This window comes from Chryseobacterium fluminis (assembly GCF_026314945.1).
GTDB classification, from domain to species: Bacteria; Bacteroidota; Bacteroidia; order Flavobacteriales; family Weeksellaceae; genus Chryseobacterium; species Chryseobacterium fluminis.
Window position 1 is genome coordinate 282,531 of the sequence record NZ_CP111121.1, and the last position, 23,917, is coordinate 306,447.

A 23,917-nucleotide genomic window follows, 5' to 3' on the forward strand; every position below is an offset into this window, starting at 1 on the left:
TTAAAATAAATTATGGCAGAAGTTATTACAATGCCACGTCTTTCCGATACAATGACGGAAGGGAAAGTGGCAAAATGGCATAAAAAAGTAGGCGATAAAGTAAAAGAAGGTGATATTTTAGCTGAAATTGAAACAGATAAGGCTGTTCAGGATTTTGAATCTGAGATGGAAGGTACGCTTTTATACGTAGGTGTAGAAGAAGGTGCCGCAGCTGCTGTGGATTCGGTTTTAGCAATTATCGGTAATGAAGGAGAAGATATTTCAGGATTAACGGGTGGAGCTGCTGCTCCGGCTGCAGGAGGTTCTGAAGAGAAAAAATCCGAAGAAGAACATAAAACTGAAAATGAATCAACAAGCGTAGAAGAAGCTTCTGCGGAAGTTCCGGCAGGTGTTGAAGTAATTACGATGCCGAGACTTTCTGATACCATGACAGAAGGAAAAGTGGCTAAATGGCATAAGAATGTTGGCGATACCGTAAAAGAAGGAGATCTTCTTGCTGAGATCGAAACCGATAAAGCAGTTCAGGATTTTGAATCTGAATTCAATGGGATTTTATTAAAGCAGGGTGTTGAAGAAAACGGTGCTGCACCGGTAGATTCTGTATTGGCAATTATCGGACCGGAAGGAACTGATGTTTCAGGAGTCGGTGCTCCTAAAGCTGCCGCTCAGTCTTCAGAAAAACCTGCCGAACAAAAAGCTGAGACTCCTCAACAGGAATCTGAAAAACAACAACCGGAAGCCGGCAACAATGACAGAGTTGCCATTTCTCCCTTAGCTAAAAAAATTGCTCAGGAAAAAGGGGTTGATATTCACAGTCTTCAGGGTTCTGGTGAAAACGGAAGAATCGTTAAAAAAGATGTTGAAAATTATCAGCCATCTGCAAAAGCAGCTGCTTCTGAATCTACAGCAAGTCCTGCTGCTGCCCAGGTTGCATTGAGCTTCGTACAGGGTGAAGATACAGAAACTCCGAATTCTCAGGTAAGAAATATCATCGCGAAACGTCTTGCTGAAAGTAAATTCTCTGCTCCTCACTATTATCTGATGGTGGAGATCAATATGGATAAAGCCATTGAGGCCAGAAAAGAAATCAATTCTTTACCGGATACAAAAATTTCTTTCAATGATATGATCATTAAAGCTACTGCTGTCGCTTTGAGAAAACACCCTCAGGTGAATTCAAGCTGGGCAGGTGATAAGATTATCCACAGAGGAAACATTAATGTAGGGGTAGCAGTTGCCATTCCTGACGGATTGGTTGTGCCTGTACTTAAGAATACTGACCAGATGAATTATACGCAGATCTCTGCTGCTGTAAAAGATATGGCTTCACGAGCTAAGAACAAAGGTCTTAAGGCGAATGAAATGGAAGGTTCCACCTTCTCCATCTCAAACCTGGGCATGTTCGGAATTGAGACGTTCACAAGCATCATCAATCAGCCGAATTCTGCGATCCTTTCAGTAGGGGCCATCATCGAAAAGCCAATCGTGAAAAACGGGCAGATCGTGGTAGGAAACATCATGAAGCTTTCATTAGCCTGTGATCACAGAGTAGTAGACGGGGCTACAGGTGCTCAGTTCTTACAAACCTTAAAAACTTATTTGGAAAGTCCTTTAACACTGTTACTGTAATTTTCTAATTTGGATATACTACAAACGCTTCTCTATTTTGAGAAGCGTTTTTTTATCGGTGATGCCTGAATTTTATCTCAATCTCTCATGTTTTGCAAGTTAGGTACTAATTCTTTCAGTCTTCGGCGGCAAAGCCGCCGAAGACTGAAAGAATTAAATGAATTCAATAATCTTTTTGATCAGAGATGAAATCCTAATGAGTAGCGGCACCCTTACAAAGGAAATAGCATCGTCACTCACCCACAATTCATTTTAAAAACCTCCCGTATTTCAAATCAATTTACTATTTTTGGATTATGATTAAAGCAAGGAATATCCATAAATCATATGGAAATTTAGAGGTATTAAAAGGAGTTAATATTCATATCAAAGTAGGAGAAGTAGTTTCTATTGTCGGAGAATCAGGAGCGGGAAAATCTACGCTTTTACAGATTTTAGGAACATTAGATCAACCTTCGAATTCCAAAAAATTTGATACTGAAATTGAAATTGCCGGCGAGTCATTTATTAATATGAATGACAAACAGCTTTCCAGATTCAGAAACCAGAATATCGGTTTTGTGTTCCAGTTTCATCAGTTACTTCCGGAATTTACAGCTTTGGAGAATGTACTTTTACCGACAAAGATAGCAGGAGCTAACGAAAAAGAGGCATTGGATAAAGCCCATGCGTTATTTGAAGATCTCAAGATCGAACAGCGTCTGCATCACAAGCCGAATCAGTTATCGGGGGGCGAAGCCCAGAGAGTAGCCGTAGCAAGAGCTCTGATCAATTCACCGAAGACCATTTTTGCTGATGAACCGACAGGAAATTTAGATTCTAAAAATGCAGACGATCTGCACCGGTTATTCTTTGATTTAAGAGATAAATACAACCAGACTTTCGTGATCGTAACGCACAATCCTAATCTTGCCGAAATTACCGACAGAAAATTAGTTATGAAAGACGGAATGATCATCGAATAAAAATTCGGTAAATGATAAAACAGATTCTTTTTCTCTTTCTATTGATAATATCCTGTTCAAAATATGAATCTCAGGCTCATATTACAATTGATTATTTACCTAAATCGAAAATTCTGGAAATTAAAAACTATCTTAAAGGGAAAAATTACAATCAGGAATTGGCAGTTTTTATCAATTTTAAGATTCATTCGGGCAAGTACAGGTATTTTGTTTATGATCTGATAAATGATAGAGTATTACAGAAAGCTGTTGTTGCCCATGGAGAAGGTTCTGTAATAAAAAATTCTAATGTATTGCAGTTCGGTGATACAGAAGGGTCCCATCAGTCATCATTGGGAAAATACGAAATTAAGGAAAGTTACAACGGAAAATTCGGAAAGGCCTACCGTCTGAATGGTATAGACCAGACCAACCGTAACGCGAGCTCAAGAGCTATTGTTCTCCATTCTTATTACTGCGTCCCTGATCAGGAATCTGCCAATCCCGCCTGTTTAAGTTTTGGTTGTCCGATGCTTTCAAAGAATGCTTTGTATCAATCTGCAAAGTATATCGATCAATCGAAAAAAACCATAATTTTATACGCTTTTTACTGATCAATTATTATTTTTATAAAAACACAAATTTACTTAGAATGTCCATTAAATATTTAGCTGAAGACGACAGGCCCCGGGAAAAACTTTTACTTAAAGGGATTAATTCTCTTTCTGATTCCGAACTGCTGGCCATTATCATGGGAAGTGGAAACAAAGATGACACAGCAGTAGAACTGGCTCAAAAGATCTTAGCATCCGTAGACCACAACTGGCACCAGCTCAATTTGCTTTCCGTAAAAGATCTGATGAAATTTAAAGGAATAGGTGAAGTAAAGGCCATTACCATTGTAACTGCTCTGGAGATCGGAAAAAGAAGAGCCGCACAGGAAATTTTAAAAAAAACAGTTATTGCCAACAGTGAAGATGCGTACCTGATTCTAAAAAATCAGTTATCAGGTTTGCATACTGAAGAATTCTGGGCTGTTTACCTTAATCAAAGCAATAAAATAGTGCATATCGCTAAACTTACTGAAGGAGGAATCAATCAGTCTATAGTCGATGTGAGAATATTATTCAGATTGGCTCTGGATTATTATTCTACCGGAATCATTATTGCCCATAATCATCCTTCAGGCAGTCTGAAACCCAGCAGAGAAGATGTCGGAATCACGCAGAAAATCAAAGAAGCGGGAAGTTTTTTCAGTATTCAGCTTCTGGACCATTTAATAATTACACAAAATTCATATTTTAGTTTCTCGGACGAAGGATTATTATGATTAGAAGATTGAAATATCACGAAATTGATTTTGAGAAATACAGCCAATGTCTGGAAAGTTCTGCACAGAGAAAATATTCTGCGACCAAGGAATTTCTGGATATCACCTCCGATAAACACTGGGAAATTCTGGTTCTTAATGATTATGAAGCTGTGATGCCGGTTCCGTATATTAAAAAGATGGGATTCAGGATCGCGATTAATCCTAAACTCTGCCAGCAGCTCGGTATATTTTCAAAACAGGATTCGGTCGAAATCAATAATTTATTTCTGAAATTTTTTGAAAAGAAATACAATATCTGGTACTATGCATTTAATGATGTCAATCAGTTCTCAAAATCTCTGAAAAAGAGACAGAACTTTTTAATTTTTCCTGATAGCTACGAAACGGTCAGACAACGATATTCTCCCAAAAGAAAACGTAAATTGAGACTGGAAGAAGAGGTCTTACAACAATCTGAGATTAGGGAAGTCAAAATTAAAGATGTTTATGAATTTATTTCAGAAAATACGATTGGTGCAAAAGATGAGCATGATAAACGACAGTTTTTACAGACATTCAGTGATTTTGAAAAAGCAGAACATCTGAAGATCATTGCTTTTTTCTATAAGAATATCCCGATTAATGCCATTGCTGTTTATTTTGACCATAAAACACTGGCACTGCTTGGGACGTTTAACGACCGGAACTTCGTGAAACTTTCAGGTTCATCCGTGATCATCGATTATCTTATAGCCCTTAATATTGAAGATAAGATATTTGATTTCGAAGGTAGTGAAGTACCCGCAATTGAAGAGTTTTTCAGGGGTTTTCGTCCTGAACTCAGAATGTATCCAGTTATTTCCAACACTAAAAAAGAAATGATCAAAAAAGCGATGAATTTTTCGTAGTTTACTCTTTACCGGCTGTTAATACAGCGCCACGATCAAGTTTTATCTTAAAATTAAACGGCGTAAGATCATTTGCCAATCCCTCTGCAGTGTAAGGTTGATGAATTTCGATAATGATATTTCCCACCATATTCAGCCATGAATTATTTTTGCTTAACAGATCAGTTTCTGCCCCTTCAATATCTATTTTAAGAAGATCGATATGATGTATCTGGTAGGTATCCATGAATTTCTGAATAGAAAGGGCTTGCGTCGGGATCCCTTTTTCAGAGACTTTCTGATTATACGAAAGCTCATTGTTTCCAAAATTAACGGTGCCGTCTTCGTAATGAGCTGCAGCATTGATCGGAACAATATTTCTGAAAGACTTCGTGTTCGCTTTTAACATTTCAAAATTTTCGGACGAAGCTTCTACCGCATAAATTTTGGCATCCGGATATTGTAATGCAAGATAAATAGAAGTCATCCCTATGTGAGCGCCCAGATCTACAATGATTTTTGGCTCTTTATCTGTTAATTTGAGATGTTCATCATAAGTTTTATTCCAGAATATCTCATAAAAAATATCAATGTCACCTTTAAAAGTCCTAAGATAGAGATCGAATTTCTTTTTATTCTTTTCAATATGATACACAAAAGTCTCATTATTCTTTAAATCCAGTTTGTTTTTCTTTAATCCTGAACTGTATCTCTTGGAATTAATGAGGAGAGCCGTAAATGTTTTGAATCCGAAGCTTATTTTTTCACAGAAAACTAACTTTGATATATAATTATTGAAAGGCATTATAACATTATTTTGGTGCAAAATTAAGGTAATTATTGAACCCTGTTTTATAAAATGTATTTTATCATTAATTTATTACGCATAAACTTCTGCTACGGCATCGGCACCAAAATTAATCCACAAATTTAAATCTTCTAAAATGATGTACAGAAAGCAAATATTTAGTAATTTTGCATCCTAAAATTATGACAAATTTTTCAGGATATCTGCCGTACGCATTTGCATTGATCATTGCAATTCCTTTTCTGGTTTTGCTGAGACAGTTTGTACATACCTACATAACACTTAAAAATCAGGAAATCAAGCTGCTTTCGGTAAAATCCAATTCCGAAAGTAAAACCCATTCGTACGAAAGAATGACTCTTTTTCTGGATCGGATAAAACCTTCTAATCTTATTCAGAAGTTTGACAAAAATTTAGCCCCTCATGAATTTATTTTTCTTACGGAAAAAACAGTGAATGAAGAATTTGAATACAATTCATCACAACAGCTGTATATCACAAAGAATTCCTGGAAAAATATTGTAGATTCAAAAAACGCAGTGATAGAACTGCTTCATAAAACATACGAAGGCCTGAATGAAAATGCCGATCTTGATGAGTTCAAAACCATATTCATCATGAATTATATGGAGCACGAAGACTATATCGGGGCGACTATTGAGGACTTAAGACGAGAGATTTTAATAATAGCTTAACTAAAAAATAAATTTAAAATAATGATTCCAAATTTTAAAGCGCATCCATGGCATGGAATTTCTGTAGGAGAAAATGCGCCAGATGTTGTCAACGTTTTCGTTGAAATCGTTCCTTCAGATACTATCAAATATGAAATAGATAAAGAAACAGGATATTTAAAGGTAGACAGACCTCAGAAGTTCTCGAATATCATTCCGGCTCTGTATGGTTTTGTTCCAAGAACATACTGTAACGAAGCCGTGATGAATCTGGCCATCGAAAGAGGGGCTACAGACGTTACCATGGGAGATCACGATCCATTGGATATCTGTGTATTAAGTTCTCACAATATTCATTCAGGTGGATTATTGATGCAGGCTATTCCGATCGGGGGTTTCAAAATGATCGATGGCGGAGAAGCAGATGATAAAATTGTTGCGGTAATGGTGGACGATCATGCTTTCGGACATTTCAGAGATATTTCAGAATTGCCTGAAGCAGAAGTGAAACGATTAATGCACTATTTCCTTACCTATAAAAACTTACCGGACGAACCTGCAAAATGCAGAATTCAGGAAGTATACGGAGCAGAGCACGCCAAAGTGGTAATCAAAGCTTCCCAACAGGATTATGCAGATAAATTCGGAGGATAATCCCTTTCGATTTAATCATAAAAAAGGATAAGTGAATTTCACCTATCCTTTTTTATTTTCCATAACTCATAACTCATAACTCATAACTCATAAGTCATAACTCATAACTTCCAGCCTGCTTAACCGTTTAAACAAACTTATTTCAACCCGCCGTTATATTTTACACCCGCCAAAGAGAATTATTTGGTATATTTATTACTCTTACCAAAAAAAATATTAAACTATGAATCTATTTGTGTTAGTACCAATTTTTGGTGTGATTGCTTTAGTGTATACCTTTCTTCAAAGCAATTGGGTAAATAAGCAAGATCCCGGAAATGAAAAAATGAAATGGATCAGCGGTCATATCGCCGACGGTGCCATGGCCTTTCTGAAGGCAGAGTATAAAGTTTTAACCTATTTTGTCGTTATCGTCGCTATTTTATTAGCGGTTATGGGAATGACCAATGCAAATTCACACTGGACCATCGGTGTGGCATTCGTTGTAGGAGCTGTATTTTCTGCACTGGCAGGTTTTATAGGAATGAAAATTGCCACAAAAGCCAATGTAAGAACTGCAGAAGCAGCAAGAACCTCACTTTCGAAAGCCTTAAAAGTTTCCTTTACCGGAGGTTCTGTTATGGGAATGGGAGTAGCCGGACTGGCCGTTTTAGGCTTGGGTGCCTTATTTCTGATTATCAAACAGATTTTTGCCCCCGATGCTCCGGTGGATTCTCATGAAATGGAAAGAACCATTGAAATTCTTACCGGATTCTCTCTCGGTGCTGAATCTATTGCCTTGTTTGCCAGAGTAGGCGGTGGTATCTATACAAAGGCTGCAGACGTAGGCGCTGATCTCGTAGGAAAAGTAGAGGCAGGAATACCAGAAGATGATCCGAGAAATCCGGCAACCATTGCTGATAATGTGGGAGACAATGTCGGTGACGTCGCAGGGATGGGAGCCGACTTATTCGGATCTTATGTAGCAACCGTCTTAGCCACAATGGTATTGGGAAGAGAAACGGTTTCCGTAGATTCTTTCGGAGGATTTGCGCCGATTCTTTTACCGATGTTAATTGCAGGAACAGGAATTATATTTTCCATGATAGGAACTTTATTTGTCAGAATTAATGATAATGAAGATTCCTCCACCTCAAGTGTTCAGAATGCTCTGAATCTTGGAAACTGGGGAAGTATCGTCATCACAGCCATTGCCTCTTATTTCCTGGTTACCTATCTTTTGCCGGATAAAATGATCCTGCGTGGACTTGAATTTACTAAAATGGGCGTATTCGGAGCGATTATGGTCGGCTTGGTGGTGGGAACCCTGATGAGTATTATTACAGAATATTATACGGCCATGGGCAAAAGGCCGGTTTCAAGCATCGTAAGACAATCTTCTACAGGTCATGCCACCAATATTATCGGCGGTCTTTCTGTGGGTATGGAATCTACCTTACTGCCGATTATTGTACTGGCAGGAGGAATTTATGGTTCTTACCTGTGTGCGGGACTGTACGGTGTTGCTATTGCAGCAGCCGGTATGATGGCCACTACAGCCATGCAGCTTGCGATTGATGCGTTCGGACCCATTGCAGATAATGCGGGTGGAATTGCTGAAATGAGTGAACTGCCGAAAGAGGTCCGTGAAAAAACCGATATCTTAGATGCGGTAGGCAATACAACAGCCGCTACAGGTAAAGGTTTTGCCATAGCTTCTGCAGCGTTAACAGCATTAGCTCTGTTTGCAGCCTTTGTAGGAATTGCAGGAATTGATGGGATTGATATCTACAGAGCTGATGTTCTGGCAGGATTGTTCGTAGGAGGAATGATTCCTTTTATCTTTTCATCACTGGCGATCACAGCTGTAGGCCAGGCTGCAATGGCTATGGTAGAGGAAGTTCGCAGGCAGTTCAGGGAGATTCCGGGAATTTTAGAAGGAAAAGCACAGCCCGAATATGAAAAATGCGTCGCTATTTCTACAGATGCTTCTATCCGGAAAATGATGCTGCCGGGAGCCATTGCTATTATTTCGCCACTGTTGATCGGTTTTATTTTCGGGCCCGAAGTATTGGGTGGATTTCTTGCCGGAGCTACGGTCTGCGGGGTTTTGATGGGAATGTTCCAGAATAATGCAGGAGGTGCCTGGGATAATGCTAAAAAATCTTTCGAAAAAGGAGTAAAAATAAACGGGGAAATGTACTTCAAAGGTTCAGAACCACACAAAGCTTCCGTGACAGGAGATACGGTGGGTGATCCTTTTAAAGATACTTCAGGACCATCGATGAATATTCTGATTAAACTTATGTCAATTGTCTCCCTGGTTATTGCTCCTACACTAGCCGTTTTGCATAAAGATAAAATCGAAGCGAACAGACAGGCTAAGATCGAGAGTTTAACCGGAGTCAAAGGTGCGCAGATAGCTCCAGGAACTGCTGTTGCTGTATTGCCGGCGGAGATTAAAGGGCACCTGAATGAAGAAGGAGATTTCGTATACGAAACGGGAAATATTCAGGAGATTAAACTTAAAGACGGGAAAACCATTAAAATAGGGGAAGGAAGTCAGTTGTATCAAATGTATCATTCCGTGAAAAATAACGATCAGAAAGTTCTAGATCCCAATACATGGTATACCATTGAAAATCTTTATTTTCAAACGGGTTCTGGTGATTTAAAAGCCGGTTCTGAAGTCCAGTTGCTGAATCTTGTTGAAATTTTAACGGCTTATCCGTCCGTTAGAATAAAAATAGGCGGATATACAGATGATACGGGAAATGAAGAAAGCAATCAGAAACTGTCGAACTTAAGAGCCCAGACGGCAAAACTCAAATTATTGGAACTTGGGATTGCCTCAGATCGGGTAGAAGCGGAAGGATACGGGGCTCAGCATCCGGTCTGTGAAGCAGATGACTCCGATGAGTGCAGAGCTCAGAACAGAAGAATAGATGTAAGAGTCCTGTCTCTTTAGAAAATATCCATTATACAGATGAACGTGTATCACAACTAAACGATGTGGTTTGAGAATCGTTTAAACGAAAACCCTGCTTGTATAGGGATACAGGAAAATTTCATAAAAAGGCCGTTTTCACGAGTTGTGAGACGGCCTCTTTCATGGGTAATAAACATCAAGATCCAATTCCTTAGAACTGATGTCATACCGATCGGTCTTTTGCCAGATCAGGCAGCCCTTCTTTTTCCATGCTTTCGGAATGAGCGGTTTTGGGGCGTGGGAATATTCTGCCAGCCACAACGGGTATTTCGAAAATATTTTATCATCAAGATAGGTATCGATAAATGCGTAATTAGAGTAGATCATCGGAGTCCTTTTGGTTTTTTGTTCGATATATTCCAGGAATTTCAGTACATCCTCCTTAAGCCGGCGCTGATCGATATATTTTTTCGGTAGGCTCGCTTCTTCGATATCGATAATCAAGGGAAAGTCCGGATGGTTGACTTCGCCTACGGTATTTGAAAAGTGAAGGGCCTGCTGTACAGGACTTTCAGAGTATACATACAGATGATAGGCTCCCTTGGTAATATGATTTTCGGTCAGAAAATTCCAGTTATTCCTGAAATCTGGATCGGTTCCGTGCGTTCCTTCGGTAGATTTGCAGATCACGAAACTTATCTGGTCGTTTGAGAGTAAATCTTCTGTAACAGTACCATCCCAATGAGATACATCTATTCCACACAGCGTAAGGTCGTTAGGAGATGGTTTTTTTTCAGCGGTGACTCCCGGACGGACAGGTGTAGCAGCAGGAGATGGCCAGGTGAGTTGCGATTGGGTATATAATGGATTGTTTTCCCGGATGGTCTCAAGGATATTATACATGATCAGGGTGATAATGACAAGACTGATCATCATCAGTCCCATGATGGTTTTTGAAAAGGTATTCATGGTTTTAGGTGGTTTTATTATACAAATATCATATATCTGAATAAATCAGCCGTAAGAGAAAAACCTGAATTTTAAAATCGGGGGAATTAAGGATGTCTGATCATTTTTATAAGTTTTTCCTAAGATGTTCCAATGCATTGATGATGAGCTCGTCATCTTTGGCAAAACTAAACCGGATGTAATCAGAATTATTCCGGGAATCATAAAAGGCAGAAAGCGGCAGACACGCCACTTTCTTCTCTATGGTCAGCCATTTGGAGAATTCCACATCCGTCATGGTCTCTGAAATATTTCTGAAATTCACGATCTGGAAAACGGAGCCTTCAGATTTCTGTTCCACCTTAAATGGAGTTTCAAGGATCAATTCATTAAAAAGATCTCTTTTTTTCTGCATCCATTGACCCGTTTCAACAGGATCAAAAACCTCTAAATATTTTGCAATCGCATATTGACAGGGCGCATTGGCACCGTAAGAAATGTACTGCTGATGACACTGGAACCTCGCGGTTAAGTCTTTCTGAGCCAATACATAGCTTACCTTCCAGCCCGTGGTATGAAACATCTTGCCAAATGAAAATATGCAGAATGTTCTCTTTCTTAATTCAGGATGCATAAATGAGCTGTAATGGGAAACTCCGTCATAGCAGTATAAATCATAAATCTCCTCTGAAATAAGATAAATTTCCTGGTCTTTAATCATTTCATACAACTGGCCCCAGTCATGCTCCGTCCAGATTTTTCCGGTGGGATTCTGAGGAGAATTAACAATGATGGCTTTGGTTTTTTTGGAAATACAAGCTTTCAGTTCGTCCCAGTCTGTAGCAAAACCATGTTCAGGATTATAATAGACAGGAATCCCTCCGTTCATCATGATCGAAGGCCCGTAAGTATAGTACGACGGTTGTATGACGATAACCTCATCTCCCTGGTTTATAACGGATTTAAGCGAAGTGTATAAAGCAAAAGTTGCGCAGGGAACGATCGTAACTTCATCCTGGATGACAGAAATCCTGTTTATTCGCTGATTGTTAAACCGGATAATACGCTCAATCAGTAAAGAATTTCCGGCAAGGGGTTCATAATTATGAAAATTCAGGTCAGAAGATTCCTTCAGCCATTCTTTTAAACGGGGATCGATATCGAAATCAGGTAAGCCTAAAGACAGGTCAAAACTATGATGCTTTGAAGCAAGTTCAGACATGGTAATGAAAAAAGAATGATGATTAAATCCGTAAATATGATCCATAATCGTTGTGTTTTTATCAAATATAATAAAAATATTGATGCTTCACGGATTAAAAAAAAATCTTATTTTTAGTGAAATTATATGATAATGAAAAAACTATTCATTCCTTTATTTTCCATAGCAGTTCTGGTAAGTTGCGAATCTGCCAAAGTGTCCCGTAACGGAAATTCGCCAGCCTCAGCATCTTCATCTGATGGGAAAGGTGACCGGGATTTTCTTGCTGCCTATAAGACGATTAAAGCTGATGATCTAAAGAAGAATCTATATGTAATCGCCTCTGATGAAATGGAAGGAAGAGATACAGGAAGCCCGGGTCAGAAAAAAGCGGGAGTGTATATGACGGATTATTATAAAAGGCTGGGTATTTCTTTCCCTAAAGCTCTGGGATCCTACTACCAGAAAGTTCCTGCCGACTTTATGAAAAAAAGAGGCGGCGGAAATCTGCCTGATTCTGAAAATATTCTAGCATTCATCGAAGGTTCGGAAAAGCCGGAAGAAATTGTGGTTGTTTCTGCACACTATGATCATGTGGGCACCAGGAATGGAGTGGTTTATAACGGGGCGGATGATGACGGAAGCGGAACAGTCGCGGTGATGGAAATTGCAAAAGCCTTTCAAAGTGCAAAAAAAGCAGGTAAAGGTCCGAAAAGATCGATCCTCTTTCTTCATGTAACAGGCGAAGAACATGGCCTATTCGGTTCGGAATTCTATACGGATAATCCTGTTTTTCCTCTGGCCAATACTGTTGTGGATTTAAATATTGATATGATCGGCCGTGATGACCCTGAAAACAGAGGGAAGCAGTATGTCTATGTCATTGGTTCTGAGATGTTGAGCTCCGAACTTAAAATCATCAATGAAGCGGCGAACAGAAAAACCAATAACCTGGAACTGAATTACCGGTATGATGACCCTAATGATACTGAAAGATTATATTATAGATCAGATCATTATAACTTCGCTAAAAATAACGTTCCGGTGGCATTTTTCTTTGACGGGATCCATGAAGACTATCACAAACCTACTGATGATGTAGAAAAAATTGACTATGCTCTTCTCGAAAAAAGAACACAGCTTGTCTTTGCCACAGCATGGGAAATTGCCAACAGACCTTAGCGGATTGTGGTTGATAAAAAGTAGTTCAGATTTTTTGCTGCTTATCCTGAAGGAAAAAAGGAGCGATATCGGTACGATTGCACTGAAATGAAACAGCATTATACAGAAAAGAAATAAAATGAGTCCCGAACCTTTTAAAAACAGATAAAATGAAACTCAACATGAAATCGATCCGCCCATTTATAGGGGCTCAAAATTTTAATATCAGCAGAGATTTTTACAGAGATCTCGGCTTTGAAGAAGTGGTTTTAGAACCAAAGCTTTCCCTTTTTCAAAAGCAGGATATAGCTTTTTATCTTCAGGATTACTATACAAAAGATTGGGTGGATAATACCATGATCTTTGTTGAAGTCGAAAATGTAGAAGAATTCTGGAGTCAGCTTGTGGATTTGCAGCTTGGTGATCAATATCCAACGGCTAGACTGTCACCGATAAAAACAATGGAATGGGGCAGCGAATGTTTCCTGCATGATCCATCCGGAATTTTATGGCATTTCGGACAATTTGCTAAGTAAATATTTAATATATTTTGAATATTTTAATGAATAAATTTACTTACATATTATAGAGTAGATTTAAATTATTAATTATACGCTTAAATATTGAATTTAATGATTAATTCATAATAAAATAACTGTTTTAAAAATAATTGTTAAAAAATTTTTTAGTTTAAAAATTAATTATACATTTGCTTTGTCAAACAACAGAAATGCATACAACATTCAACAATATTATTACTATCATTATTATCATTATCGGTTCCGGTGATGAGCGGTGGTATTGTTGATATTTTATAAATCTTAAAATAAAAAACCATCCTCATCCGAGGATGGTTTTTTTATGTCTGAAATCAGGTAATTAATTATTTAAAACACAGAATATGTACTACAACGAGAAAAGCATTCTTTATTACGATGGTGAATTTGTAGAAGCAACGAAGGCCAAAACCGATCTGTATGGCCAGTCTCTTCATTATGGCTACGCTGTTTTTGAAGGCATTAAATCATACAAAACAAAGAATGGAACCAGGATCTTTAAAGCGAAAGAACATTATGACCGCCTGAAAAAATCCGCAGAACTGATGATGATTCCCTTTAACTATACTTCCGAACAGATGGTTGAAATAACGTATTAGCTGCTGGAAATGAACGGTCTCAGCAATGCCTACATCCGTCCCCTGATTATATGCTCTCCCAATATGTCACTTTCCAAAAGTCACAAAAGCTCGCTGGTGATTGAAGTCTGGAACTGGAATAACGGATATCTTGCCAATCATATGCGGATCATGACCTCATCCTTTGAGCGTCCCAATCCTAAGGCTTTCAGAGTGGAAGCGAAAGTAAGCGGGCATTACGTCAATTCAATTCTGGCATGCCAGGAAGCAAAAGATAAGGGTTTTGACGAAGCGCTTCTGCTCGATGCTGACGGATATGTTGCCGAAAGTTCCGGAGCTAATGTTTTTTTTGAAAAAAATTCAAGATTATATACGCCTCCTGCAGGAAGCATTCTTCCGGGCATTACAAGAGCCACGGTTTTTGAAATATGTGAGCGGCTAGGGATTTATTACGAAGAAAAGCTGTTTAAACCTGAAGAAATGAGGGGCGCGGATGCCGGTTTTTTCTGTGGGACAGCCGCCGAAATCGTGGCACTGGAATCTCTGGATGAGATCTCTTTCCGGATGAATTGGGAAGATAGCCTTTCTGCACTTGTCCAGAAAGCTTACAGACATCTCGTATCAGAAGAAGATTACACGTACCTAAAATCACAACTGCAATGTGCCAACTAAATAAATATTCTAAGACCCTTACCCAGGATCCGACACAACCAGCCACCCAGGCTATGTTTTACGGGATAGGATTTACGGAAGAAGATTTTGCAAAGCCACAGATCGGGATTGCCAGTATGGGATATGACGGGAATACCTGTAACATGCATCTTAACGGATTATCTGAGATTGTGAAAAAAGGGGTAAAAGAACAGAACCTCGTGGGCCTGATGTTTCATACCATAGGCATCAGTGACGGAATGACCAACGGAACAGACGGGATGAGATATTCTCTGGTTAGCAGGGATCTCATCGCAGACAGTATCGAAGCCGTTTGTGCGGGACAATATTATGACGGTTTAATTACGGTTCCGGGTTGCGATAAAAATATGCCCGGATCTGTGATGGCCATGGCAAGACTTAACAGGCCTTCTATTATGGTGTATGGAGGAAGTATAGAAGCAGGCTCGTACAAAGGGCAGGACCTGAATATTGTTTCCGCCTTTGAAGCATTGGGAAATAAGATCGCAGGAAATCTCTCTGACAAAGATTACAGCGGAATTATCAAAAATTCCTGTCCGGGTGCCGGAGCCTGTGGTGGCATGTATACCGCCAATACGATGGCTTCTGCCATTGAAGCTTTAGGAATGAGCCTGCCTTATTCGTCGTCATATCCCGCTTTAAGCAAAGAAAAAAAGAAGAATGTTTTTACGCGGGACATTATATCAAAATTTTGCTGGAAAAAGACATTAAACCTTCGGACATTATGACTTACAAAGCTTTTGAAAATGCATTAAGAATAATAATGGTTTTGGGCGGAAGTACCAATGCCGTTCTTCATTTCATTGCCATAGCGAAAAGTATAGGGCACGAGCTGACCCTTGATGATTTTCAGAAAATAAGTGACTCCACCCCTCTTTTGGCAGATCTGAAGCCGAGCGGGAAATACCTGATGCAGGATTTACACGAAGTTGGAGGAGTTCCGGCCGTGATGAAATATTTGCTGGATATCGGACTGATTCATGGAGATTGTCTCACCGTGACCGGAAAAACCATTGCTGAAAATCTTCAGAATGTTACTTCCATTATAGAACGCGAACAGAATATCATCCGCGAAATTAATGATCCTATCAAGAAAACAGGACACATACGGATCATGTACGGAAACCTTGCCGAGAGAGGCTGTGTTGCAAAAATAACGGGAAAGGAAGGTGATTTTTTCAAAGGGAAAGCCAGAGTCTTTGATGGTGAAAAAGAATTTATCAAAGGAATTGAAGACCAGCTTATTTGTGACGGAGATGTCATTGTCATCAAAAATGAGGGACCAAAAGGCGCACCCGGAATGCCGGAGATGCTGAAACCGACTTCAGCATTAATGGGCTCCGGTTTAGGTAAAAATGTTGCCTTAATTACAGACGGCCGTTTTTCAGGAGGGACCCATGGTTTCGTAGTGGGCCACATTACGCCGGAAGCTTTTGAAGGAGGCCTGATCGGGTTGGTTAAAAATAATGACCTCATTGAAATAGATGCCGTGAAAAATACGATCAATCTGATGGTTGACGAGAAAGAGCTTGAAGAAAGAAAACGGAGTTTTAAACAACCGGATTTCAAAGTTAAAAGTGGTGTTCTGTACAAATATGCAAAATTGGTTTCAGATGCTTCACAAGGTTGTATAACAGATTTTTAATTGTAAAAAATGGAATTATCATTAAGAGATACCCCGCCGAAAAAAGAGTCTTCAACAGGGCGGAAACTGAAGGGTGCAGAAGTAATTCTGGAAATCCTGAAGGCAGAACAAGTAACGACCCTGTTCGGATATCCGGGCGGAGCAGTGATCCCTATTTACGATGCACTGTATGATTATAAAGAGCATATCCGTCACATTCTGGTACGGCATGAGCAGGGAGCGATCCACGCTGCACAGGGATTTTCAAGATCTTCTCAAAACACCGGAGTTGTACTGGCAACAAGTGGCCCGGGAGCAACGAATTTAATGACAGGATTGGCAGATGCCATGATTGACAGCACGCCGCTGGTCTGCCTTACAGGTCAGGTATACGCTTCTCTTTTGGGAACGGATGCTTTCCAGGAAGTTGATGTTCTTAATATGAGCATGCCGGTTACCAAATGGAATTGCCAGGTTACTGATGCCCGGGATCTTCCAAAAGTATTGGCCAAAGCATTTTATATTGCAAAATCCGGTCGGCCGGGACCCGTTTTGATTGATATTACTAAAAATGCGCAGCTGCAGGAAATGGATTTTGAGGAGTACAAATCCTGTGAATTCATAAGATCATATCTTCCCAAACCTAAGATAAGGTTGGAATATGTTGAAAAAGCAGCACACCTGATTAACAATGCCCAAAGGCCGTTTGTCCTTTTTGGACAGGGAGTGATTTTGGGAAAAGCAGAAGAAGAGTTTAAAAAATTCATTGAAAAGACAGGGATTCCGTCTGCGGCAACAGCCCTGGGGCTGGGCGCCATTCCTACAGACCATCCGTTATATGTCGGAATGCTGGGAATGCACGGTCATTATGCCCCGAATAAACTGACGAATGAATGCGATGTACTGATCGCAGTGGGCATGCGCTTCGACGACCGGGTTACGGGCAGACTGGATCAGTATGCGAAACAGGCTAAGATCATTCATCTGGATATCGATCTTGCGGAAATTGATAAAAATGTAAAAGCCGATGTCCCGGTGCTGGGAGACTGCAAAGAAACATTGGCCTTACTGACTGATCTCAGCAAAGAAAATAAGCATCATCACTGGCTGGATCAGTTTCTGAAACTACAGCATGACGAACAGACGGAGGTTATCGAAAAAGAACTGAATCCGGATTCGGATGAATTAACGATGGGTGAAGTATTAAAATACCTGAACGAAATCACCAATGGAGATCATATTATCTGTACCGACGTCGGCCAGCACCAGATGATTACATGCCGGTATGCACAATTTAAAAATTCCAGGCGAAATGTGACTTCGGGAGGTTTAGGAACCATGGGATTCGGGCTTCCGGCTGCCATCGGTGCAAAAGCAGCAAATCCTGACCGGCATGTATTCTGTATCGCGGGTGACGGAGGATTTCAGATGAATATTCAGGAACTCGGGACCATTGCCCAGTTTAACATCGGTGTCAAGATGATCGTTCTGAATAATTCTTTTCTGGGAATGGTTCGCCAGTGGCAGGAGCTTTTTCATGATAAAAGATATTCATTTGTAGACATCACCAGTCCCGATTTTTCAGCGGTCGGGAAAGGATATGGAATTGAAGGAAAGCAGGTGAACGACAGAAGAGAGCTCAGAGCAGCACTGGAAGAAATGATTCAGTCAGACGGCGCTTATCTTCTGGAGGTTAAAGTAAGTAAAGAAAATAATGTATTTCCTATGGTTCCCCAAGGTTGCAGCGTTAGTGAAATCCGTTTAAAATAATGTAAAAAGACATGAATAAACAAGATTATACCATCAGCGTTTTCACCGAAAACCAGGTGGGACTGTTAACCAGAATATCCACCGTTTTTTCCAGGAGGAATATCAATGTGATCAGCCTGAATACTTCACCGACAGAGGTCGTGAGCATTTCGCGGTTTACCATTGTCATTAATGATACGGAAGAAATGGTCAGAAAGATTTCGAGACAGATTCAGAAGCTGGTAGATGTGATCAAAGTCTATTATAATACAGATGAAGATATCATCTGGCAGGAACTGGCTCTGTTTAAAATCGAAACCAAAATAGTCTCCGAAAAAGTCTCTGTAGAAAGAATTTTGCGGCAGTACGGAGCAGCAATTGTCTGCCTTAGAAATGACTACACGGTTTTTTCAATAGTGGGTCAGCAAGAGGAGACCGACAGCTTTTTAAAGGCACTGGAGCCTTTCGGGATTATAGAATTTATCAGAAGTGGAAGAGTAGCCATCATAAAATCCAGCGAAGGATTTAATAAAAAACTCAATTCATTTGAAGAAATGACCTCTTCACATTAAAAAATACAGATCATTAAAAAAAGACTTTAAAGAAGTCGATCACATTTAATCATAAAAAATTACAATTATGGCATTAATTAAATTTGCAGGCGTAGAAGAAAATGTAGTAACAAGAGAAGAATTTCCGGTGGAAAAGGCCCGGGAAGTTCTGAAAAATGAAGTGGTAGCCGTTTTAGGCTACGGAATCCAGGGGCCTGGCCAGGCTTTAAATTTAAAAGATAACGGAATCAACGTTATCGTCGGTCAGAGAAAAAACTCAAAAAGCTGGGATAAGGCAGTTGCAGATGGTTTTGTACCGGGAGAAACCTTATTTGAACTGGAGGAAGCAGCCCGCAAAGGGACTGTTTTCTGCTATCTGCTGAGCGACGCGGCCCAGATCGAATTCTGGCCGACCCTTGAAAAGCATCTGACACCGGGCAAAACATTATATTTTTCACATGGCTTCGGAATTACCTACAATCACCAGACCCGCATCGTCCCTCCAAAAGATGTTGACGTCATTTTAGTAGCTCCCAAAGGTTCCGGAACTTCACTCAGAAGACTTTTTGTAGAAGGAAAAGGATTAAACAGCAGCTATGCCATTCACCAGGATGCTACAGGAAATGCAAAGGATAAAGCAGTGGCTTTAGGAATTGCAGTCGGAAGCGGATATCTTTTTGAAACCAATTTCAAAAAAGAAGTGTACAGTGATCTGGTAGGGGAGAGAGGTACCCTGATGGGCGCGATTCAGGGAATTTTTGCGGCACAGTTTGAAGTTCTGAGAGCGCAGGGACACAGCCCTTCTGAGGCATTCAACGAAACCGTGGAAGAACTGACCCAGTCTTTAATGCCTCTGGTGGCCGAAAACGGGATGGACTGGATGTATGCTAATTGTTCTACTACGGCCCAGCGGGGCGCTTTGGACTGGTGGAAAAAGTTCTATGAAGCCACCAAACCCGTTTTTGAAGAGCTGTATGAAAGCGTAGCTGCCGGTCACGAATCCCAGAAATCAATCTTGAGCAATAGCAAAGAGGATTACAGGAAAAGTCTGAATAAAGAATTGGAAGAACTAAGAGAAAGTGAATTATGGCAGGCCGGAAAAGTCGTAAGATCGCTTCGCCCGGATAAAGCTTATGAATACGAAAAATAAACAGACTAACGTTCCGACTCTTAAACATGTTGAACAAGCCAGGAAAATACTTGAAAGTGTAGTTCATAAGACACCCTTTCAGAAAAGTCTCAGACTCTCAAAGAAATTTTCTGCGGAAATCATTCTGAAAAGAGAGGATATGCAGCCTGTGCGTTCCTATAAAATACGGGGAGCATACAACAAGATATATCAGCTATTCCTGCAGGACAAGGTACGCAGGGGAGTGGTGTGTGCAAGTGCGGGAAATCATGCTCAGGGAGTGGCTTTCGCGTGTCATAGACTTAAGATCAACGGTGTTATTTTCATGCCTGAAACAACGCCCCGGCAGAAGCTGGAACAGGTGGAAATGTTTGGGGAAGGTTTTGTACAGATAAAATTATACGGTGACACCTTTGATGATTCTAAAAACGCTGCGATAGAATTCAGTGAGAAATGGGGAGCCGCCTTCATTCATCCTTTTGATGACCCTCAGATTATTGAAGGGCAGGCGACCCTTGCTTTGGAAATTCTTGAACAGGCAAATGATGAAATAGATTATCTTTTCGTTCCCGTAGGTGGCGGAGGCCTGGCGGCGGGAATGGTCACCGTTTTTTCCCGGCTGTCTCCGCGCACTCATATTATTTTGGCAGAACCTTCAGGGGCAGCATCCATGGCTGCCTCACTGAAGGCCGGGAAAACTGTGGCCCTGGAAGAGATCGATAAATTTGTAGACGGTGCGGCTGTTCAGAAGGTCGGAGATCTTACTTTTGGGATTTGTAAAGATCATGTGACCGACTGCATATCCGTTCATGAGGGGAAAGTTTGTGAAACCCTGCTTGAAATGTACAATAAGGAGGCAATGGTGCTGGAACCTGCAGGTGCTTTAACGCTGGCAGCGCTTGATCAGTATGCCGGTGAAATTAAAGGTAAAAATGTGGTATGTATCGTAAGCGGGAGTAATAATGACATCACCCGGACGGAGGAGATTAAAGAAAGAGCCATGCTGTACCGTGGTCTGAAGCATTATTTCGTTGTAAGATTTCCCCAGCGTCCGGGTTCCCTTAAACATTTTGTTTTACATGTGCTTGGAGCAAAGGATGATATTACCTTTTTCGAATATACCAAAAAAAACTCCCGTGAAACAGCTTCGGCCATTGTCGGAATTGAATTGGCTTGCGCCTCAGATTTTGACGGGCTGTTACAGAGAATGAAGTCACTCGGGTACTTTGAGTCTTATCTCAACGGAACTCCCTCGATGATGAATCTTCTGGTTTGATAAAGGTAAAACTGCCTCACAAAGTGGTCAATTACAATTGATATTTGAAATATTTAAAAAATGACAAATATCATAAGATTACTATTTTTATTAATTCTAAATAAATATAAATTTGTATCAACATTAATGACAGAGGAAACATCGATTCTATTAACACCAATGATTTGACGGATATTATTGTTTCGAGTCTAGAACTCATATCCATATCAATTTTTGTTTTTTTTCAAACCGGCGGGTCATAACGCCGGTTTTTCTTATGTTGTATGAGGTAACCGTTTTACCATTCACCAAATGAAAAACCAGTCAGTTCCGTTGACTTTATCTGATTATCGGATTGAAATTCTACGCGGCAAAGTACAAGCAGGTCCTTTGGAAATCTTCAACAGTACGATTTGCCCATATTTGTTTTATTTTTATCGATTTAGGGATCGGGTATTAAAGAGAAGTAATTTTATGAGCCAAAAAAGAAATTATTTCTTGCTTTGAATTCTGATAAATATTGTGTTGATCTCGACAGGATTCTTTAAATTCGAAATTTCTTCAGAATTCAAATAATAAATTTGTATAAATTATTTGGGCGGACCATTACATAATAGATATCGCTGATGAAAATCCTGATTATAGAAGACGAAACCGAATTGGCAAAAAGCATCTCCGAATACCTTTCCGGAGAATATTATATCTGTGAATTTGCAATCACATTCAAAGAAGCTATGGAGAAGACAGAAACTTTTGAGTATGACTGTATTTTACTGGATCTTATGCTTCCTGATGGCAGTGGTCTCGCCATTCTGGAAGAGCTGAAAAAACAGAATAAACAGGATGGAGTTATTATTATTTCCGCTAAAAATGCCCTGGAAGATAAAATAACGGGACTGCAACTGGGCGCCGACGACTACCTGACGAAGCCGTTCCACCTTTCAGAATTGATGGCAAGAATTTATTCGGTTATCAGAAGAAAACAGTTCAATAGCGCCAATGTCATCAAGCAAAACGAGTTGCAGATCGATCTTCTGGCAAAAACGGTGAGCATCAATGACAAAACCATTATCCTTACCAAAAAGGAATTTGATCTGTTAATTTATTTTGTAGGCAATAAAAATAAGGTAATTTCCAAAAGCACTTTGGCAGAACATCTTTCCGGTGATTTTGCAGATATGCTGGATAATCATGATTTTGTGTATGCTCATGTAAAAAATCTGAAAAAGAAATTATACGAAGCCGGATGCGACCATTACCTGAAAACAGTGTATGGCACGGGCTATAAATGGGAAAATATATAAGCTGATGAAGCCACTATTAAGTAAAACCACCAGGCCGTTTTTGATTTTTGTCATGATGGTACTGGTGATCAGTATTCCGGTCTATTACTTTGTGGTGGATGCCATCTGGCTGGATGAGCTGGATGAGCATAATGAGATCGTTGCAGAAAAGACTTCCTATGAGTTTAACCGGATGAAAATTTCTGATGAAAATATCCGGCGTAACATATCGCTGTGGAATAAGATCCAGCCCGGAACCAATATTGAAAAAGTCCCTGCAGGTCATCTGAGAGATTCTGTATTTACGACTGAAAAATACAAACCTTTTTCTGCTGATACCAGGATTGAACGTTACCGATGCCTGAAAAAAATAATTTATATCAAAAACCAGCCTTACCTTTTTACCATAGAAACCAACATCGAGGAAACGGAAGGAACGGTTATGATCATCGGACTCATCACGTTATTCTTTTTTCTTCTGATCGTTACCGGTCTGTTTATTCTGAACAGGAGATTATCCAAAACGATCTGGAAACCTTTCAGAGATACACTGGACAAACTGAAGAACTTTAACCTGTATACCCAGACCCATATTGAATTTGAAGCCACGGATACGACAGAATTTGAAGAACTGAATCAGTCATTGAAAAAACTGATCACCCATAATGTTTCCGTCTACAAAACACAAAAAGAGTTTACAGAAAATGCGTCTCATGAGCTGCAGACTCCTCTGGCGATTCTTAAAAATAAACTGGATCTGTTGCTGCAGGACGAAAACCTGACTGATAAGCAGTACGATATCGCAGAGGAAATGAACAGGGCTTTAACACGAAGTTCAAGAATCAACAAAAATCTGTTATTGTTGGCTAAAATCGATAATAGCCAGTTTGATAATGCGGAGCGAATTCAGTTTGATGAATTGCTTCATCAGAGTATGGAGCTGTTCAGTGAGCATTTTGAGCAAAAGAATATCTCGGTTACGGAAACCATTTCGTCCGGTGTCCTTGTTTACGGAAACCGTGGACTGGCAGAAGTTCTTATCAACAATCTGATCTTAAATGCCATTCGTCATACATTACGGAACGGGTCGATCTCCGTACATTTAACCGATTCACTATTTGAGGTTGCCAATTCCGGTAACCAAGCACTGAATACAGATCTGTTATTTAAAAGATTTTCAAAGCTTTCCGGTACCGGGAACGGAAGTGGGTTAGGACTGGCCATCATCCGTGAGATCTGCAAATTTCACCACTGGAGCATTAGTTATACGTTTGAAAATAATTTACATATCTTTTCCGTAAAGCTGTAAAATTCAAAATTTCTTCAAAATTCACTTATATTTTTACGGCATAATTTAATTTATGCAGAAATT

Annotated in this window: 21 protein-coding genes and 1 pseudogene; 19 read left to right on the top strand and 3 right to left on the bottom strand. The window is 39.8% G+C overall.

Annotation, left to right across the window (positions count from 1 at the left end):
- Window positions 1-12: 12 nt before the first annotated feature.
- The 5 genes from ODZ84_RS01280 to ODZ84_RS01300 all read left to right on the top strand — a co-directional run bounded on the left by ODZ84_RS01280 (window position 13) and on the right by ODZ84_RS01300 (window position 4,793).
- The gene (locus ODZ84_RS01280; protein WP_266175212.1) at window positions 13-1,629 is read left to right on the top strand and encodes a pyruvate dehydrogenase complex dihydrolipoamide acetyltransferase; all 1,617 of its coding nucleotides are present in this window, start codon (window positions 13-15) and stop codon (window positions 1,627-1,629) included.
- 296 nt (window positions 1,630-1,925) lie between these two features.
- Window positions 1,926-2,594, top strand: a complete 669-nt coding sequence (locus tag ODZ84_RS01285) for an ABC transporter ATP-binding protein (RefSeq protein ID WP_266175213.1) — start codon at window positions 1,926-1,928, stop codon at window positions 2,592-2,594.
- Between the two features lie 11 nt (window positions 2,595-2,605).
- The gene (locus ODZ84_RS01290) at window positions 2,606-3,187 is read left to right on the top strand and encodes a murein L,D-transpeptidase catalytic domain-containing protein (protein ID WP_266175214.1); all 582 of its coding nucleotides are present in this window, start codon (window positions 2,606-2,608) and stop codon (window positions 3,185-3,187) included.
- 38 nt (window positions 3,188-3,225) lie between these two features.
- The gene (gene radC / locus ODZ84_RS01295; protein ID WP_266175215.1) at window positions 3,226-3,903 is read left to right on the top strand and encodes a RadC family protein; all 678 of its coding nucleotides are present in this window, start codon (window positions 3,226-3,228) and stop codon (window positions 3,901-3,903) included.
- The gene (locus ODZ84_RS01300; protein ID WP_266175216.1) at window positions 3,900-4,793 is read left to right on the top strand and encodes a hypothetical protein; all 894 of its coding nucleotides are present in this window, start codon (window positions 3,900-3,902) and stop codon (window positions 4,791-4,793) included. Before radC ends, ODZ84_RS01300 begins: the two co-directional genes overlap by 4 nt.
- Window position 4,794: 1 nt before the next feature.
- Here the strand turns inward: ODZ84_RS01300 and ODZ84_RS01305 are convergent, their stop codons facing one another.
- Window positions 4,795-5,577: an FkbM family methyltransferase gene (locus ODZ84_RS01305; RefSeq protein WP_266175217.1), complete on the bottom strand. Its 783-nt coding sequence runs from the start codon at window positions 5,575-5,577 to the stop codon at window positions 4,795-4,797.
- A gap of 185 nt (window positions 5,578-5,762) precedes the next feature.
- Here ODZ84_RS01305 and ODZ84_RS01310 point away from each other — a divergent pair, with 185 nt between their 5' ends.
- The 3 genes from ODZ84_RS01310 (at window position 5,763) to ODZ84_RS01320 (ending at window position 9,855) form a co-directional block, all read left to right on the top strand.
- Window positions 5,763-6,275 (top strand): DUF7935 family protein, encoded by a 513-nt coding sequence (locus tag ODZ84_RS01310; RefSeq protein ID WP_266175218.1) that lies wholly within the window; start codon window positions 5,763-5,765, stop codon window positions 6,273-6,275.
- A gap of 21 nt (window positions 6,276-6,296) precedes the next feature.
- Window positions 6,297-6,908, top strand: a complete 612-nt coding sequence (locus ODZ84_RS01315; RefSeq protein ID WP_266175219.1) for an inorganic pyrophosphatase — start codon at window positions 6,297-6,299, stop codon at window positions 6,906-6,908.
- Between the two features lie 223 nt (window positions 6,909-7,131).
- Window positions 7,132-9,855: a sodium-translocating pyrophosphatase gene (locus tag ODZ84_RS01320; protein ID WP_266175220.1), complete on the top strand. Its 2,724-nt coding sequence runs from the start codon at window positions 7,132-7,134 to the stop codon at window positions 9,853-9,855.
- Between the two features lie 141 nt (window positions 9,856-9,996).
- On the opposite strand, the gene ODZ84_RS01325 is transcribed toward ODZ84_RS01320, so the two are convergent.
- Together ODZ84_RS01325 and ODZ84_RS01330 are read right to left on the bottom strand one after the other, a co-directional pair.
- A complete protein-coding gene (locus ODZ84_RS01325) occupies window positions 9,997-10,785 on the bottom strand; it encodes a GH25 family lysozyme (protein ID WP_266175221.1) in 789 nt (262 codons plus the stop codon).
- A gap of 106 nt (window positions 10,786-10,891) precedes the next feature.
- Entirely contained in the window at window positions 10,892-12,031 is a 1,140-nt protein-coding gene (locus ODZ84_RS01330; protein ID WP_266175222.1) for an aminotransferase class I/II-fold pyridoxal phosphate-dependent enzyme, read from the bottom strand.
- Between the two features lie 87 nt (window positions 12,032-12,118).
- Here ODZ84_RS01330 and ODZ84_RS01335 point away from each other — a divergent pair, with 87 nt between their 5' ends.
- The 11 genes and pseudogenes from ODZ84_RS01335 (at window position 12,119) to ODZ84_RS01385 (ending at window position 23,854) form a co-directional block, all read left to right on the top strand.
- Window positions 12,119-13,147 carry a M28 family metallopeptidase gene (locus ODZ84_RS01335; protein WP_266175223.1) on the top strand — a complete coding sequence of 343 codons (1,029 nt, stop codon included), beginning with the start codon at window positions 12,119-12,121 and terminating at the stop codon, window positions 13,145-13,147.
- Window positions 13,148-13,296: 149 nt separating this feature from the next.
- Window positions 13,297-13,662: a VOC family protein gene (locus ODZ84_RS01340; protein WP_266175224.1), complete on the top strand. Its 366-nt coding sequence runs from the start codon at window positions 13,297-13,299 to the stop codon at window positions 13,660-13,662.
- Between the two features lie 365 nt (window positions 13,663-14,027).
- Window positions 14,028-14,282, top strand: a complete 255-nt coding sequence (locus ODZ84_RS01345; RefSeq protein WP_266175225.1) for an aminotransferase class IV — start codon at window positions 14,028-14,030, stop codon at window positions 14,280-14,282.
- Window positions 14,283-14,291: 9 nt separating this feature from the next.
- Window positions 14,292-14,933, top strand: a complete 642-nt coding sequence (locus ODZ84_RS01350; RefSeq protein ID WP_266175226.1) for an aminotransferase class IV — start codon at window positions 14,292-14,294, stop codon at window positions 14,931-14,933.
- Window positions 14,921-16,599 (top strand): annotated as a pseudogene (gene ilvD, locus ODZ84_RS01355) (dihydroxy-acid dehydratase). The gene ODZ84_RS01350 and the pseudogene ilvD overlap by 13 nt, the downstream one beginning before the upstream one ends.
- Window positions 16,600-16,608: 9 nt before the next feature.
- Window positions 16,609-18,348 (top strand): biosynthetic-type acetolactate synthase large subunit, encoded by a 1,740-nt coding sequence (ilvB, locus tag ODZ84_RS01360; RefSeq protein ID WP_266175227.1) that lies wholly within the window; start codon window positions 16,609-16,611, stop codon window positions 18,346-18,348.
- Window positions 18,349-18,359: 11 nt separating this feature from the next.
- Window positions 18,360-18,899 (top strand): acetolactate synthase small subunit, encoded by a 540-nt coding sequence (gene ilvN, locus ODZ84_RS01365; protein ID WP_266175228.1) that lies wholly within the window; start codon window positions 18,360-18,362, stop codon window positions 18,897-18,899.
- A gap of 67 nt (window positions 18,900-18,966) precedes the next feature.
- The gene (ilvC, locus tag ODZ84_RS01370) at window positions 18,967-20,028 is read left to right on the top strand and encodes a ketol-acid reductoisomerase (RefSeq protein WP_266175229.1); all 1,062 of its coding nucleotides are present in this window, start codon (window positions 18,967-18,969) and stop codon (window positions 20,026-20,028) included.
- A complete protein-coding gene (ilvA, locus tag ODZ84_RS01375) occupies window positions 20,012-21,283 on the top strand; it encodes a threonine ammonia-lyase IlvA (protein WP_266175230.1) in 1,272 nt (423 codons plus the stop codon). Before ilvC ends, ilvA begins: the two co-directional genes overlap by 17 nt.
- A 605-nt stretch (window positions 21,284-21,888) precedes the next feature.
- The gene (locus ODZ84_RS01380; RefSeq protein WP_266175231.1) at window positions 21,889-22,566 is read left to right on the top strand and encodes a response regulator transcription factor; all 678 of its coding nucleotides are present in this window, start codon (window positions 21,889-21,891) and stop codon (window positions 22,564-22,566) included.
- Between the two features lie 4 nt (window positions 22,567-22,570).
- Window positions 22,571-23,854 carry a sensor histidine kinase gene (locus ODZ84_RS01385; protein ID WP_266175232.1) on the top strand — a complete coding sequence of 428 codons (1,284 nt, stop codon included), beginning with the start codon at window positions 22,571-22,573 and terminating at the stop codon, window positions 23,852-23,854.
- The last annotated feature ends 63 nt before the right edge of the window (window positions 23,855-23,917 follow it).

Coding starts and splice junctions, on each gene's coding strand:
- ODZ84_RS01280 (WP_266175212.1), top strand. CDS start 13: ATGGCAGAAGTTATTACAATGCCACGTCTTTCCGATACAATGACGGAA.
- ODZ84_RS01285 (WP_266175213.1), top strand. CDS start 1,926: ATGATTAAAGCAAGGAATATCCATAAATCATATGGAAATTTAGAGGTA.
- ODZ84_RS01290 (WP_266175214.1), top strand. CDS start 2,606: ATGATAAAACAGATTCTTTTTCTCTTTCTATTGATAATATCCTGTTCA.
- radC (WP_266175215.1), top strand. CDS start 3,226: ATGTCCATTAAATATTTAGCTGAAGACGACAGGCCCCGGGAAAAACTT.
- ODZ84_RS01300 (WP_266175216.1), top strand. CDS start 3,900: ATGATTAGAAGATTGAAATATCACGAAATTGATTTTGAGAAATACAGC.
- ODZ84_RS01305 (WP_266175217.1), bottom strand. CDS start 5,577: ATGCCTTTCAATAATTATATATCAAAGTTAGTTTTCTGTGAAAAAATA.
- ODZ84_RS01310 (WP_266175218.1), top strand. CDS start 5,763: ATGACAAATTTTTCAGGATATCTGCCGTACGCATTTGCATTGATCATT.
- ODZ84_RS01315 (WP_266175219.1), top strand. CDS start 6,297: ATGATTCCAAATTTTAAAGCGCATCCATGGCATGGAATTTCTGTAGGA.
- ODZ84_RS01320 (WP_266175220.1), top strand. CDS start 7,132: ATGAATCTATTTGTGTTAGTACCAATTTTTGGTGTGATTGCTTTAGTG.
- ODZ84_RS01325 (WP_266175221.1), bottom strand. CDS start 10,785: ATGAATACCTTTTCAAAAACCATCATGGGACTGATGATGATCAGTCTT.
- ODZ84_RS01330 (WP_266175222.1), bottom strand. CDS start 12,031: ATGGATCATATTTACGGATTTAATCATCATTCTTTTTTCATTACCATG.
- ODZ84_RS01335 (WP_266175223.1), top strand. CDS start 12,119: ATGAAAAAACTATTCATTCCTTTATTTTCCATAGCAGTTCTGGTAAGT.
- ODZ84_RS01340 (WP_266175224.1), top strand. CDS start 13,297: ATGAAACTCAACATGAAATCGATCCGCCCATTTATAGGGGCTCAAAAT.
- ODZ84_RS01345 (WP_266175225.1), top strand. CDS start 14,028: ATGTACTACAACGAGAAAAGCATTCTTTATTACGATGGTGAATTTGTA.
- ODZ84_RS01350 (WP_266175226.1), top strand. CDS start 14,292: ATGAACGGTCTCAGCAATGCCTACATCCGTCCCCTGATTATATGCTCT.
- ilvB (WP_266175227.1), top strand. CDS start 16,609: ATGGAATTATCATTAAGAGATACCCCGCCGAAAAAAGAGTCTTCAACA.
- ilvN (WP_266175228.1), top strand. CDS start 18,360: ATGAATAAACAAGATTATACCATCAGCGTTTTCACCGAAAACCAGGTG.
- ilvC (WP_266175229.1), top strand. CDS start 18,967: ATGGCATTAATTAAATTTGCAGGCGTAGAAGAAAATGTAGTAACAAGA.
- ilvA (WP_266175230.1), top strand. CDS start 20,012: ATGAATACGAAAAATAAACAGACTAACGTTCCGACTCTTAAACATGTT.
- ODZ84_RS01380 (WP_266175231.1), top strand. CDS start 21,889: ATGAAAATCCTGATTATAGAAGACGAAACCGAATTGGCAAAAAGCATC.
- ODZ84_RS01385 (WP_266175232.1), top strand. CDS start 22,571: ATGAAGCCACTATTAAGTAAAACCACCAGGCCGTTTTTGATTTTTGTC.